Here is a 13373-nt window from a genome sequence, read left to right as displayed (position 1 = left end):
GCGTGACCGCGGTGCACGACGACGAGCCGAGCGCCGGCGATCGGCCGCGGCGCCCGCGGCGCGTCGCGCGCGTGCTGATCGACTCGCCCCTGCCGCAGCTCGACCGCCTCTTCGACTACGAGATCCCCGCCGAGCTCGTCGCCGACGCCGTGCCGGGCGTCCGCGTGCGCGTGCCCCTGCGCAGCGCCGGGCGAGTGGTCGACGCGCTCCTCGTCGAGGTGGGGGAGCCGGATGCCTCGGACCGCCCGCTCTCGCAGCTCGAGGCCGTCGTGTCGCCCGTGCCGGTGCTGACGCCGCCGCTTTACGCGCTCGCCCGGCGCGCCGCGGACCGGGCGGCAGGGTCGGCGGGCGACATCCTCCGCCTCGCGATCCCCAAGCGCATGGTGCGCGCCGAGAAGGCGTGGCTCGCCGCCGACCCGCCGCTGCGACCGGTGATCGACGACGCGGATCGTGCGTGGGCCGAGGGCGTCCTCGACGCGTACCCAGGACTCGCCGGAGCGCTCGACCACGACGAGCGCCTGGCGGTGGATGCGCCGCCCGTGCCGTCGACGCTCGACGACGGCACGGTCGTCGGGTCCTGGGCGATCCTCCTCGCCGCGGCGGCGACGCATACCCTCGCCTCCGGGCGCAGCGCCGTCATCGCCGTGCCGGATCATCGTGACCGGGCCCAGCTCGAAGCCGCGCTCGCGGCCCGCATCCCCGCCGGCGCCCTGGTCCGCGACGATGCGAAGCAGAGCGGCCCCACCCGGTACGCCGCGTTCCTGAGGACCCTCGCCGACGCGCCGTGCGTGGTGATCGGCAACCGCTCCACCGTGTACGCGCCGGTGTCCGCGCTCGGGCTGGTCGCGCTCTGGGACGATGGGGACCCTCTGCTGGGGGAGCCCCTGAGCCCCGGGGTCCACGCCCGCGACGCGGCGCTGCTGCGTCAGGAACTGCACGGCGGAGCGCTCGTCTTCGCAGGGCACACCCGCACCACCGACGTCGAGCGTCTGGTCGCCGTCGGCTGGGTGCGCGACCTCCCCGCGGCACGGCGTATGAGCCCTCGCGTCGTGCTGAGCGCGAACCGCGAAGGGGAGTCCCGCGCAGCGCGCGTGCCGTCGTCGGCGTTCGCCGCCGCGCGCGAAGCGCTCACCGGGGGCCCCGTGCTCGTTCAGGTGGCGCGTCCGGGCTACGCACCCGTTCTCGTGTGCGCGAAATGCCGCCATCCTGCGCGCTGCGCGCACTGCGGCGGTCCGCTCCACGCGGCGCGCCAGGGCGCCGTCCCGACGTGCACGTGGTGCGGACGCGCCGCCCACGCGTGGGCCTGCCCCGAGTGCCGGTCGACGCTGCTGCGCATGGCCTCGTCCGGCAGCGAGCGCACCGCCGACGAGCTCGGCCGCGCCTTTCCCGGCACGCGCGTGATCGTCGCCGACGGCGACCACCCGGTGGCCGAGGTCGACGCCCGTCCCGCCCTGGTGGTGGCGACCCGCGGCGCCGAGCCGCTCGCGGCCGGCGGGTATCGTGCCGTGATCCTGCTGGACGGGGATCGGATGCTGATGGGCGACGACCTGCGCATCGGCGAGTCGTGTCTGCGGTGGTGGTCGAACGCGGCGGCCCTGGCGGCCCCCGGTGCTCCGGTTCATCTCGTCGGTGTGGGCGGCGAGGTCGCTCGCGCACTCGCGACCTGGACGCAGGCCGCGTACGCCCGCTCCGAGCTCGCCGACCGCGCCCCGCTGCGCATGCCCCCGACCGTGCGGGTGGCCTCCGTCGACGGCCCGCGGCGCGCAGTGGACACCGCCATCGCGGCGTTGCGCGCCGCCGTGCCGGAGCTCGACGCAGAGTCCGTGCTCGGTCCGATCGCGCACGAGGACTCGGTTCGCGCTCTGGTGCGGTTCGACTACGGCCTCGGGGCGCGCGTGACCGAGAGCCTGCGCGCGTCCGTGGTGAGCCACGCGATGAAGGGGCGCCGCCCCGCGAAGGGTCGTGCGCCCGGGGCCGCCCATACACTGAAGGTTCGGGTCGACGTACCCGATCTCGATCTCTGACCCTCGACTCCCAGGAACGTCATGCGTCTCGTCTTCGCCGGCACACCGGCGCCGGCTGTGCCGTCGCTGCGGCGGCTCGCGGCATCCGCTCACGACATCGCCGCCGTCATCACCCGCCACGACGCCCCGCTCGGGCGCAAGCGGGTGCTGACGCCGTCACCCGTCGCCGCGGCCGCCGAAGAGCTCGGGCTGCCCGTGATCCGCGCCGACCGGCTCGATGCGGCAGTCACGGCCGAGATCGCGGCGCTCGAACCCGACCTCGGCGTGATCGTGGCCTACGGCGGGCTCGTGCGCGAGCCGCTGCTGTCGACCCCGGCGCACGGCTGGATCAACCTGCACTTCTCACTGCTGCCCCGCTGGCGCGGCGCCGCACCCGTGCAGCACGCGCTCATCGCCGGTGACGCACGCACGGGGGCCAGCGTGTTCCAGCTGGTGCCCGAGCTCGACGCCGGAGACGTGTTCGGCGAGCTCGCGGTCGACGTCCCGTCGGACGCGACCGCCGGCGACCTCCTCGCCTCGCTGGCCGACGACGGTGCCGGACTGCTCTCCGACGTCGTCGACGCGATCGCCGCCGGCGTCGCCGTGGCCCGCCCGCAGCAGGGCGACACCACGTACGCGTCGAAGCTCGGCGACGACGACGGCCGCATCCGCTGGGACGAGCCTGCGAGCGCGGTGCTCGGCCGCATCCGCGGGGTGACGCCCGAGCCTGGTGCGCACACCACGATCGACGGCGCCCGTTTCAAGGTGCTCGCGGTCGCGCCTGCTCCCGACGATGCTCCGTCGCTCGCACCGGGCGCGCTCGCTCTGCACGGCAAGCAGGTGATCGCCGGGACCGCGTCCGCGCCGATCGCGCTCGAGGCGGTGCAGCCCGCCGGCAAGGGCGCGATGCGCGCCCCCGACTGGTGGCGCGGACTGCGCGACGCGACCCCGGTGGCCGGATCGTGAGCCGCACGGTCGCGGCGCGCCGGGTCGCCTACGAGACGCTGCGAGCCGTCCACGAATCGGACGCGTACGCCAACCTGCTGCTGCCGACCGCGATCTCGCGCGCCGGCCTGTCGACGGCCGACGCCGCCCTCGCGACCGAGCTCACCTACGGCACGCTCCGGCGCCAGGGCACCTACGACGCGGTGATCGCGATCGCCGCCGATCGGCCGGTCTCCGACGTCGACCCGGCCGTGCTCGACGCGCTGCGGCTCGGCGTGCACCAGCTCCTGTCGACCCGTGTGGCCTCCCACGCCGCGGTGAACGAGTCCGTCGAGCTCGCCCGGGGTGCGGGCGGCCGCGGCGCCGCGGGGTTCGTGAACGCCGTGCTGCGCCGGGTGTCGCGCGACACGCCGGGCGACTGGATGACCCACGTCGCCGCGAGCGCGCGGTCCGACGACGAGCAGCTCGGCCTGCTGTTCTCGCACCCGGTGTGGGTCGTGCGCGCCTTCCGGCGCGCGCTGGCTGCGGAGGGCCGCGCCGAAGAGCTCGAGGCGCTGCTCACCGCCGACAACGCGTCGCCGCGCGTCACGATGGCGGCGCTGCCCGACCTCGCGGGTGTTCCCGACGACGCCCGGCGCACGCCGTTCTCGCCGATCGGGTTCCGCCTGGGCGGCGGTGACCCCGACCCGCTCGTGCGCACCTCGCGCGGGCGCATCCGCGTGCAGGACGAGGGCTCACAGCTCGCCGCGCTGGCGCTCACGCGCGCCCTGCCCATCACGGAAGGGGAGCGCTGGCTCGATCTGTGCGCGGGTCCCGGTGGCAAGACCGCCGTCCTCGCCGCGGAGGCCCGCGTCGGCGGCGCCACACTCGAGGCCAACGAGATCTCACCGGCGCGTGCCGGGCTCGTCCGGCAGGCTCTCGCGGGCGTCCCGGTCGAGGTGCCCGTGTCGGAGGAGGACGGCCGCACCCGCGCGGCTGACGCGCCCGACACCTACGACCGCATCCTCGTCGACGCGCCGTGCACCGGGCTGGGCGCGCTGCGCCGTCGTCCCGAGGCGCGCTGGCGCAAGGCGCCGAGCGACGTCCCGGCGCTGACCGAGCTGCAGCGGGAGCTGCTCAGCGCCGCGGTCGGTGCGCTCAAGCCCGGCGGCGTCGTCGCCTACGTGACGTGCTCGCCCCACCTCGCCGAGACGTCGGGCGTCGTCGCCGACATCCGCCGCGAGTGGGGCGCGGCGCTCGAGGAGATCTCCGCCCGCGACGTGATCACGTCCTTGTCCGACGCCGACCCCGGCCTGCCGCCGCAGGCCGACGGCAGCGGGCGCGCACAGCTGTGGCCGCACCGTCACAACACCGACGCGATGTCGATCTCGCTGCTGCGGAGAGTCTGAGCCGCAGCATCCCGGTCCGGCTCGCGACGTCATTCCCGCAGACGGATACCGTGGGGCATCTGCTCGAACTCGACCCGCAGCGCGACCAGCGCGGCGCTGTGGGCGCGGGCGAGGTCTCGCGCGTCGACGATCACCTCGGAGCCCTCTGGGAGTGCTTCGGCGATCTCGCGGAGCACCGCGACGACCCGCTCGGTGCCGGCCAGTCCGAGCTCGCCCGCCAGTCGCAGCACGCGTCCCTGGTCGGTGTCCTCGACCGTGAAGGCGGGCACGGCGACGCTCTCGTGCGACTCGAGCAGGTGCATGCCGAACCGCTCGCCGAGCGTCTCGAGGAGGGCGATGGCGCGCACCGAGTTGCCGTGCTGGTCCAGCCGGGGACTGAACGCCGCCACGCCGAACTGCGACGGGGCGACGGCGAGGAGGCCGCCGCTGACACCGCTCTTGGCAGGCAGGCCGACGCGCAGCAGCCACTCGCCGGAGTAGTCGTACATGCCGCAGCTCGCCATGATCGACAGCACGTCGCGGGCCACGGCCTCGGAGACGACCCGCTCGCCGGTGACGGGGTTGAGGCCGCCGAACGCGAGGGTGGCCGACATCACGGCGAGGTCGCGCACGGTGACGAGCAGCGAGCACTGCCGGAAGTAGGTCTCGACGGCGATCTCGACCGAGCCCTCGATGATCCCGTGCGAGCGCAGCAGGTGGGCCAGGGCGCGGTTGCGGTCGCCGGTCGCCGACTCCGAGGCGTAGACCTGCTCGTCGACCCACAGCGAGCGCCCCGCGAAGGCGGAGAGTCCCTCGACGATGCGGGTCATCCGGTCGTCGACGGCGTCGCCCGGGATGAGGGCGGACGTCGCGATCGCCCCGGCGTTGACCATGGGATTCGCCGGTCGCCCGGTTCCGGGCTCGAGGCTGATCGCGTTGAACGGCTCGCCGCTCGGCTCGACGCCGACCTTGCGCAGCACCGCGTCGCGGCCGCGGTCGGCGAGGGCGAGCGCGAGCACGAACGGCTTCGAGATCGACTGGATCGTGAACTCGTGCGTGACGTCGCCGACCGCGCGGACACGCCCGCGCGGTCCGACGACCGCGAGTGCGAGCCGATCGGGATCGGCGGCGGCGAGCTCGGGGATGTAGCCCGCCGGGGCGCCGCGGTCATGGGGTCGGATGTCTTCGAGGACGTCGTGCAGCAGCGCCGTGATCGGATCCACGGCTCGACCATAATGGACGCGTGCCACCGATCGACGACGCCGCCCGCCAGAGGGGCATCCGCATCAATCCCAGCATCCTCGCCGCCGACTTCGTGAACATGCAGGCCGAGCTCGCGCGCATCGCGACGGCGGACTTCGTCCACGTCGACGTCATGGACAACCACTTCGTGCCCAATCTGACGTTCGGCCCGCAGATGGTCGAGCGCATCCAGGCGACGAGCCCCGTGCCCCTCGACGTGCACCTCATGATCTCCGACCCCGACCGCTGGGCCCCCGGGTACGCCGAGCTCGGTGCGGCATCCGTCACGTTCCACCTCGAGGCGGCGACCGAGCCGGTCGCGCTCGCCCGGCGGCTGCGCGAGATCGGCGCGCGCGCCGGGGTCGCGGTCAAGCCCGCGACCCCTGTTGAGGGCCTGTTCGACCTCCTCGACGATTTCGACCAGATCCTCGTGATGACCGTCGAGCCCGGCTTCGGCGGCCAGTCGTTCATGCCCGAGACCATGCCGAAGCTCCGTCGCCTGGCCGATGAGGCCGGCCGGCGCGGATCGTCGGTGTGGCTCCAGGTCGACGGCGGCATCGGCGAGTCGACGATCGCGCAGGCCGCCGAGGCGGGCGCCGACACGTTCGTCGCGGGCTCCGCCGTGTTCGGCGCGAGCGACCCGTCGAACGCCATCGCGGGCCTTCGCGCGTCCGCCGCCGAGCACCACATCCACTGAGCGTCGTGTCACGCGGCGCCGAGGCATCCGCTCGGTTCGATACCCTGGCATGGTGAAGACGTTCGACACGCTGTACGCCGAGCTCGCCGCGAAAGCGGCTGAGCGCCCCGAGGGATCGGGAACCGTCGCACAGCTGGACGCGGGCGTCCACGCGATCGGCAAGAAGATCGTGGAGGAGGCGGCCGAGGTCTGGATGGCGGCCGAGTACGAATCGACGGATGCCGCCGCCGAGGAGATCTCGCAGCTGCTGTACCACCTGCAGGTGCTGATGCTCGCGAAGGGGCTGAGCCTCGAAGACGTCTACCGACATCTCTGAGCGCGCGTCCCCACCCGTCCTCGAACCCGAAAGCCCCGCTGCCATGCTGCGAATCGCCGTGCCGAACAAGGGCTCGCTCGCCGAGACCGCTGCCGAGATGCTGAGCGAGGCCGGATACACCGGCCGTCGCGACAGCAAAGACCTGCACATCATCGACCCTCAGAACGAGGTCGAGTTCTTCTACCTGCGCCCCAAGGACATCGCGACCTACGTCGGATCCGGCGCCCTCGACGTCGGGATCACCGGGCGCGATCTGCTGCTGGACGCCCGTATGCCCGGCGCCCGCGAGATCGAAGCCCTGGGCTTCGCAGGATCGACCTTCCGCTTCGCCGCCCCGACGGGGACGCTGACCGAGGTGGAGCACCTCGAGGGCAAGCGCATCGCGACGTCTTATCCGGGGCTCGTCGACGCCTTCCTCGACGAGCGCGGGATCGCGGTGGATCTGGTGCCGCTGGACGGCGCCGTGGAATCCGCGGTGCGCCTCGGTGTCGCCGACGCGGTCGCCGATGTGGTCGAGACCGGCACGACGCTGCGTCAGGCCGGCCTCGAGGTGTTCGGCCCGCCGATCCTGCGCTCCGAGGCGGTGCTGATCGCCGGGCCCTCGGACGTCCCCGGCACCGACACGCTTCTGCGTCGACTGCGCGGAGTCCTCGTGGCGCGTCAGTACGTGCTCGTGGACTACGACCTCCCTGCCGACTTGGTCGACCAGGCCGTCGCGATCGCCCCGGGCATCGAGTCGCCCACGATCTCACCGCTGCGCGATCCCGCATGGGTGGCGGTTCGGGTGATGGCACCACGCAAGGGGGTCAACAACGTGATGGACGCGCTGTACGCGATCGGCGCCCGCGCGATCCTCGTCACCGCGATCCACAACGCGAGACTCTGATGAGCCTGGTCTGCCGCGTCATCCCGTGCCTCGACGTCGCCGCAGGGCGCGTCGTCAAGGGTGTGAACTTCCAGAACCTGCGCGACATGGGAGACCCGGTCGAGCTCGCACGGGAGTACTTCCGCCAGGGCGCCGACGAGATCACCTTCCTCGACGTCACCGCGACGGTCGACGAGCGCTCGACGACCTACGACGTCGTCCGGCGCACCGCCGAAGAGGTCTTCATCCCGCTCACCGTGGGCGGGGGAGTCCGCTCGGCCGACGACGTCGCCCGCCTGCTGTCGGTCGGCGCCGACAAGATCGGCGTGAACTCCGCGGCGATCGCCCGCCCGCCGCTCCTGGACGAGATCGCCGACCGGTTCGGTGCTCAGGTGCTCGTGCTGTCGCTCGACGTCAAGCGCTCGCCGGCGACCGAGTCCGGCTTCGTCGTCACCACGCACGGCGGCCGCACCGAGACGACCCTCGACGCGCTCGAGTGGGCGCGCGAGGCGATCGAACGCGGTGCGGGGGAGCTCCTCGTGAACTCGATCGACGCCGACGGCACCAAGCAGGGCTTCGACCTCGAGCTCGTCTCCCTGATGCGCGAGGTGGCGAGCGTCCCCGTCATCGCGTCGGGCGGCGCCGGCCGCGCCGAGGACTTCGGCCCCGCCATCGAGGCCGGCGCGGACGCCGTGCTCGCCGCATCCGTCTTCCACTCCGGGCAGCTCACGGTCGGCGACGTGAAGGCCGCCATGCGCGCCGAGGGTATCGCCGTCCGGGAGGTGGCCGCATGACCGAGACGCTCGACGAGCGCATCGCGCGCGTGAGATTCACCGCCGATGGCCTGGTCGCCGCAGTCATCCAGCAGTGGGACACCCGCGAGGTGCTCATGCTCGGATGGATGGATGCCGAGGCCCTGCGTCGCACGCTCACCGAGGGCCGCGTCACCTTCTGGTCGCGCTCCCGGCAGGAGTACTGGCGCAAGGGCGACACGTCCGGCCACATCCAGCTGGTCCGCGGAGCGAGCCTCGACTGCGACGGCGACACGATCCTCGTCGAGGTCGAGCAGATCGGGGCGGCGTGCCACACCGGCACCCGCACATGCTTCGACGGCCGCGACCTCGGGGCCGTCCGCGGTCCGGAGCCGGACGCGTGATCCGCAGGGCGCGACTCGTCTCGGTCGTCGTGGCGGTGCTGTGCGGGGCGCTGGGCGTGATCTCGTCGACCCAGACGTGGCTGACGGTCGAGCTCCAGGACGCCGCCCACCACACGCTCGAGGTGCCCGGCGCCTCCGCAGTCCCGGTGCTCGCGCCGCTCAGCCTCGCGGTGCTGGCCCTGGGGGCCGCGCTGTCGATCGTCGGGCTGGTGCTGCGCTACGTCTTCGGCGCACTGGCGTTCTTCATCGGCGCCGTCCTCGCGTGGCTGACCGCCCGCGTCGTGTTCGAGCACCCGGTCTCCGCCGTCGCCTCCGTCGTCACCGAATCCACCGGCATCGCGGGGGAGACCTCCGTCGCGAAGCTCGTCGCGTCCATCGAGGCGACCGCGTGGCCGGCGGTGACGCTGGTCGTCTGGGTGGTGCTGATCGCGGCCGGCGTGTTCGTGCTCGCAACAGCGCACTCCTGGTCTCGCACCGGTCGCCGCTACCGCACGGACGAGGCCGCGAAGGCCGCCCCGGCCACCGGTTCCCCCGCGCGCGCCGGTGACGGCCCGCGCCCCCACGACGCTGCCGGATCGCGCGCCATCGACGACTGGGACGACCTGTCGCGTGGCGAGGATCCGACCGCCTGACCGCTAGACTGGCGGCATCCCGCCCAGGTTTCACGAGGAGATATCCATGAGCAACAACATCGGCGACCCCGGCCACGGACACTCGCCCGCAGCCTGGACGGCCGTCGTGATCATGCTCATCGCGGTCTCGATCGGCACCTTCTTCTTCTTCCTCGACATGCCGATCTTCGTCTGGGCGTCAGCCGGCCTCCTGGTCATCGGACTCCTCGTGGGGTGGGTCATGAAGCGCGCCGGCTACGGCGTGGGCGGCTCCAAGGTCGCGGCGAAAGAGCACTGAGCATGCTCGCCGACCTCACGGCCGGCGCGGTGGAGGATGCGGAGGCACGCGCCTCGCGGCATCCCCTGGCAGAGGTCGAGTCCGCAGCCCTGGCGCAGCGTCCCGCTCTCGACGTCCTCGCCGCGCTCGCCCCGTCCGACCGCGTCAAGATCATCGCCGAGGTCAAGCGTGCGAGCCCGTCGCGCGGCGACCTCGCCGCCATCCCGGATCCGGCGCTCCAGGCCCGTCGGTACGAAGAGGGCGGCGCGTCGGCGATCTCCGTCCTGACCGAGGGCCGCAAGTTCAAGGGCAGCCTCGCCGACCTCGAGGCCGTGAAGGCCGCGGTCACGCTGCCGGTGCTGCGCAAGGACTTCATCGCGACCGAGTACCAGCTCCTCGAGGCCCGCGCCTCGGGTGCCGACCTGGCTCTCCTCATCGTCGCCGCGCTCGACCAGGACGTGCTCGCCCGCCTGTACGCATTCACGCGTGAACTGGGCATGACGGCGCTGGTCGAGACGCACTCGGCCGACGAGGTCGACCGCGCCGTGGACCTCGGGGCGCAGCTCATCGGCGTCAACGCGCGCGACCTGTCGACCTTCCAGCTCGACCGCGACCTCTTCGGCCGCCTCGCCGAGCGCATCCCGGAGGGCGCCATCAAGATCGCCGAATCGGCCGTGCTGGCGCCCGACGACGTCGCCCACTACCGCCGCGACGGTGCAGACGTGGTGCTGGTGGGCGAGGCGCTGGTCACGAACGACCCCGTATCCACCCTGCGCGCATTCCTGGAGGCAGGCGCATGAGTCTTCGTGAGGCTCCCGGGCCGCTGTTCGGCGAGTTCGGCGGGCGGTACATGCCCGAGTCTCTCATCGCCGCGATCGACGAGCTGACGGCCGAGTACGAGGCGGCGAAGGCCGACCCGGCCTTCCAGGCCGAGTTCGTTCGGCTGCTGCACTCGTACGCCGGCCGCCCGTCGCCGATCACCGAGGTCGCCCGGTTCGCCGAGCACGCCGGCGGCGCCCGTGTCTTCCTCAAGCGCGAGGACCTCAACCACACCGGCTCGCACAAGATCAACAACGTGCTCGGCCAGGCGCTGCTCACCCAGCGCCTCGGCAAGACGCGCGTCATCGCCGAGACGGGCGCGGGCCAGCACGGCGTCGCGACCGCGACAGCTGCGGCGCTCTTCGGCTTCGAGTGCACGATCTACATGGGCGAGGTCGACACGGAGCGCCAGGCGCTCAACGTCGCCCGCATGCGCCTGCTCGGCGCCGAGGTGATCCCCGTCACGACCGGCTCGCGCACCCTCAAGGACGCCATCAACGACGCCTACCGCGACTGGGTCGCGAGCGTCGAGACGACCAACTACATCTTCGGCACGGCCGCAGGGCCCCACCCGTTCCCCGCGATGGTCCGCGACTTCCAGAAGGTCATCTCGGAGGAGGCGCGCGCACAGCTCCTCGAACAGGCGGGGAGCCTGCCCGACGCCGTCCTCGCGTGCGTCGGCGGCGGCTCGAACGCCATCGGCATGTTCGACGCGTTCCTCGACGACGAGGGCGTCAGGCTCTACGGCGTCGAGGCCGCCGGCGACGGCGTCGACACGCCGCGGCATGCCGCGTCGATCGAGCGCGGCCGCCCCGGTGTGCTGCACGGCGCGAAGACCTTCGTGCTGCAGGACGAGGACGGCCAGACGATCGAATCGCACTCGATCTCGGCGGGTCTCGACTACCCGGGCGTCGGCCCGGAGCACGCGTGGCTCGCCTCGATCGGCCGCGCCGAGTACATCCCCGCGACCGACGACGAGGCGATGCAGGCGCTGCGTCTGCTCTCCCAGACGGAGGGCATCATCCCCGCCATCGAGTCGGCCCACGCCCTCGCCGGGGCGCTGCGCATCGGCCGCGAGCTCGGCCCCGACGCGATCCTCGCGGTGTGCCTCTCGGGCCGCGGCGACAAGGACATGGACACCGCGGCACGGTACTTCCAGCTGTACGACGACGGCGCGGATGCCGCGGCCGCCGCCTCCGCGCCGCACGACGACGCCGCACACGGCGAGGGGGAGAAGCTGTGACCTCACGCGTCGCCGCCGCGATCGACGCCGCCCGTGCCGCGGGACGCGGGGCGTTCGTCGGCTACCTGCCGCTCGGCTTCCCCGACCTCCAGACGAGCATCGACGCGGCGGTCGCGCTGGCCGAGAACGGCGCCGACATCCTCGAGCTCGGCCCGCCGTACTCGGACCCCGTGATGGACGGCACGGTCATCCAGGAGGCCACCCAGGCAGCCCTCGCCGGCGGCTTCCGCCTGCGCGACACGTTCACGGCGGTGCGCGAGATCACGCGCCGCGTCGACGTGCCCGTGCTCGTCATGACGTACTGGAACCCCGTGCTGCAGTACGGCGTCGACCGCTACGCCGATGACTTGCTCGCCGCCGGGGGCGCAGGTCTCATCACGCCCGACATCACGCCGGAGGCGGCGCCGGAGTGGATCGCCGCCAGTGAGCGCACCGGCCTCGACCGGGTGTTCCTCGCCGCGCCGACTTCGACGGACGAGCGGCTGGAGCTCATCGCACAGAACTCCACCGGCTTCGTCTACACCGTCTCGACCATGGGCATCACGGGGGAGCGCGCGCAGTTGGATGCTGCGGCCCGCACCCTCGTCGCCCGCCTGCGCGAGCACGGGGTCGAGCACGCGTGCGTCGGCATCGGCATCTCGAACGCCGAGCAGGTCGGCGGCGTACTCGAGTACGCCGACGGCGCGATCGTCGGCACGGCGCTCGTGCGCGCGCTGCGCGATGGCGGCCTCGAGGGGCTCGCCGAGACCGCGCAGAGCCTCGCCGCAGGCACCGCCCGCGGCGCGAACTAGACTTCTGAGGTCGGCGTCCACCGCCGCCACCCCCAGCACGGATCCAGCAAGGACACGGTTCTCCCATGATCAACGCCGCCGCGAGCGTCGTCGCCAGCATCCCGAGCCCGTCGATCAGCTACTTCGACATCGGCCCCCTGCGGATCCACATCTACGCGCTGTGCATCATCACGGGCATCATCGTCGCGACGCTGTGGACCAACGCCCGCCTCACCAAGCGCGGCGCCGAGCCGTGGGTCGTCATCGACATCGCCCTGCTCGCCGTCCCGCTCGCGATCATCACGGCGCGCATCTACCACGTGCTCACGCACTGGAACTTCTACTTCGGCGAGGGGGCGAACCCCTGGTCGGCCCTCTTCATCTGGGAGGGCGGCATCGCCATCTACGGCGCGCTCATCGGCGGCGCCGTCGGTGCGTGGCTCGGCTGCCGGTGGACCGGCATCCGCTTCTGGACCTTCGCCGACGCACTCGCTCCGGGTCTCCTCCTCGCACAGGCGATCGGCCGCTTCGGCAACTGGTTCAACCAGGAGCTGTTCGGCCTTCCGACCGACGTGCCGTGGGGCCTCGAGATCGACTACCCGAACCCCGCGTGGCCGATCGGCCTGCCCGAGGGCACCCTGTACCACCCGACGTTCCTCTACGAGGTCCTCTGGAACACGCTCGGCGTGCTCTTCCTCGTGTGGGTGGGTCGCCGCTTCACGCTCCAGTGGGGCCGCCTCTTCGGCCTGTACCTCGTCTGGTACAGCGCGGGCCGCATCGTGTGGGAGTCGATCCGCATCGACCCGAGCGACATCTTCCTGGGCCTGCGCACCAACGTCTGGGCCGCCATCTTCGGCGTGGTGATCGGTCTCGTGATCTTCTTCCTGCAGAAGCGCCGCCACCCCGGCCTGGAGCCGTCGCCCTATGTGTCCGGCCGCGAGTGGAAGGCCGGACAGGCTGTACAATCTCAGGAGACCGACGACTTCGTCGACGTCAGCGAACCCCCGACGTCCGAAGCCGAAGGGGTCAGCGCCACAAGCACTCCTGCCACCAAGTAACGCA

At 72.6% G+C, this 13373-nt stretch carries 15 protein-coding genes; 14 read left to right on the top strand and 1 reads right to left on the bottom strand.

Features of this window, described 5'->3' with window-relative positions; translation table 11 throughout:
- Nucleotides 1-2: 2 nt before the first annotated feature.
- Genes ASF40_RS05790 through ASF40_RS05780 form a run of 3 tightly spaced genes read left to right on the top strand, consistent with a single transcriptional unit; the run spans nt 3 to nt 4336 of the window.
- The gene (locus tag ASF40_RS05790; RefSeq protein WP_082496895.1) at nt 3-2024 is read left to right on the top strand and encodes a hypothetical protein; all 2022 of its coding nucleotides are present in this window, start codon (nt 3-5) and stop codon (nt 2022-2024) included.
- A gap of 21 nt (nt 2025-2045) precedes the next feature.
- Nucleotides 2046-2969: a methionyl-tRNA formyltransferase gene (gene fmt, locus ASF40_RS05785; RefSeq protein WP_056367264.1), complete on the top strand. Its 924-nt coding sequence runs from the start codon at nt 2046-2048 to the stop codon at nt 2967-2969.
- Nucleotides 2966-4336: an RsmB/NOP family class I SAM-dependent RNA methyltransferase gene (locus ASF40_RS05780; protein ID WP_056368243.1), complete on the top strand. Its 1371-nt coding sequence runs from the start codon at nt 2966-2968 to the stop codon at nt 4334-4336. Before fmt ends, ASF40_RS05780 begins: the two co-directional genes overlap by 4 nt.
- 29 nt (nt 4337-4365) lie before the next feature.
- On the opposite strand, the gene glsA is transcribed toward ASF40_RS05780, so the two are convergent.
- Nucleotides 4366-5538, bottom strand: coding sequence for a glutaminase A (gene glsA, locus ASF40_RS05775; RefSeq protein WP_056367263.1), 1173 nt, complete (start codon nt 5536-5538; stop codon nt 4366-4368).
- Nucleotides 5539-5558: 20 nt separating this feature from the next.
- Here glsA and rpe point away from each other — a divergent pair, with 20 nt between their 5' ends.
- The 11 genes from rpe (at nt 5559) to lgt (ending at nt 13369) form a co-directional block, all read left to right on the top strand.
- Nucleotides 5559-6254 (top strand): ribulose-phosphate 3-epimerase, encoded by a 696-nt coding sequence (rpe, locus tag ASF40_RS05770; protein ID WP_056367262.1) that lies wholly within the window; start codon nt 5559-5561, stop codon nt 6252-6254.
- A gap of 52 nt (nt 6255-6306) precedes the next feature.
- On the top strand, nt 6307-6570 hold the full coding sequence (locus ASF40_RS05765; RefSeq protein ID WP_045302883.1) for a phosphoribosyl-ATP diphosphatase: 264 nt from the start codon (nt 6307-6309) through the stop codon (nt 6568-6570).
- 43 nt (nt 6571-6613) lie between these two features.
- Nucleotides 6614-7456 (top strand): ATP phosphoribosyltransferase, encoded by an 843-nt coding sequence (gene hisG, locus ASF40_RS05760; RefSeq protein ID WP_056367261.1) that lies wholly within the window; start codon nt 6614-6616, stop codon nt 7454-7456.
- Nucleotides 7456-8229 carry an imidazole glycerol phosphate synthase subunit HisF gene (gene hisF, locus ASF40_RS05755; RefSeq protein ID WP_056367260.1) on the top strand — a complete coding sequence of 258 codons (774 nt, stop codon included), beginning with the start codon at nt 7456-7458 and terminating at the stop codon, nt 8227-8229. The genes hisG and hisF overlap by 1 nt, the downstream gene beginning before the upstream one ends.
- A complete protein-coding gene (gene hisI / locus ASF40_RS05750) occupies nt 8226-8591 on the top strand; it encodes a phosphoribosyl-AMP cyclohydrolase (RefSeq protein ID WP_056367259.1) in 366 nt (121 codons plus the stop codon). Before hisF ends, hisI begins: the two co-directional genes overlap by 4 nt.
- Complete coding sequence (locus ASF40_RS05745; protein WP_157549441.1) at nt 8588-9223, top strand: Trp biosynthesis-associated membrane protein; 636 nt, start codon at nt 8588-8590, stop codon at nt 9221-9223. Before hisI ends, ASF40_RS05745 begins: the two co-directional genes overlap by 4 nt.
- A 46-nt stretch (nt 9224-9269) precedes the next feature.
- The gene (locus ASF40_RS05740) at nt 9270-9500 is read left to right on the top strand and encodes a DUF6704 family protein (RefSeq protein ID WP_056367257.1); all 231 of its coding nucleotides are present in this window, start codon (nt 9270-9272) and stop codon (nt 9498-9500) included.
- 2 nt (nt 9501-9502) lie between these two features.
- On the top strand, nt 9503-10279 hold the full coding sequence (gene trpC / locus ASF40_RS05735; protein ID WP_056367256.1) for an indole-3-glycerol phosphate synthase TrpC: 777 nt from the start codon (nt 9503-9505) through the stop codon (nt 10277-10279).
- Nucleotides 10276-11541 carry a tryptophan synthase subunit beta gene (gene trpB / locus ASF40_RS05730; RefSeq protein ID WP_056367255.1) on the top strand — a complete coding sequence of 422 codons (1266 nt, stop codon included), beginning with the start codon at nt 10276-10278 and terminating at the stop codon, nt 11539-11541. Before trpC ends, trpB begins: the two co-directional genes overlap by 4 nt.
- Nucleotides 11538-12332, top strand: a complete 795-nt coding sequence (gene trpA / locus ASF40_RS05725) for a tryptophan synthase subunit alpha (RefSeq protein ID WP_056367254.1) — start codon at nt 11538-11540, stop codon at nt 12330-12332. Before trpB ends, trpA begins: the two co-directional genes overlap by 4 nt.
- A 65-nt stretch (nt 12333-12397) precedes the next feature.
- Entirely contained in the window at nt 12398-13369 is a 972-nt protein-coding gene (lgt, locus tag ASF40_RS05720; protein ID WP_056367253.1) for a prolipoprotein diacylglyceryl transferase, read from the top strand.
- The last annotated feature ends 4 nt before the right edge of the window (nt 13370-13373 follow it).

Source organism: Microbacterium sp. Leaf288 (genome assembly GCF_001422925.1).
Taxonomy (GTDB): Bacteria; Actinomycetota; Actinomycetes; order Actinomycetales; family Microbacteriaceae; genus Microbacterium.
This window is presented reverse-complemented; position numbering and strand designations above follow the sequence as displayed.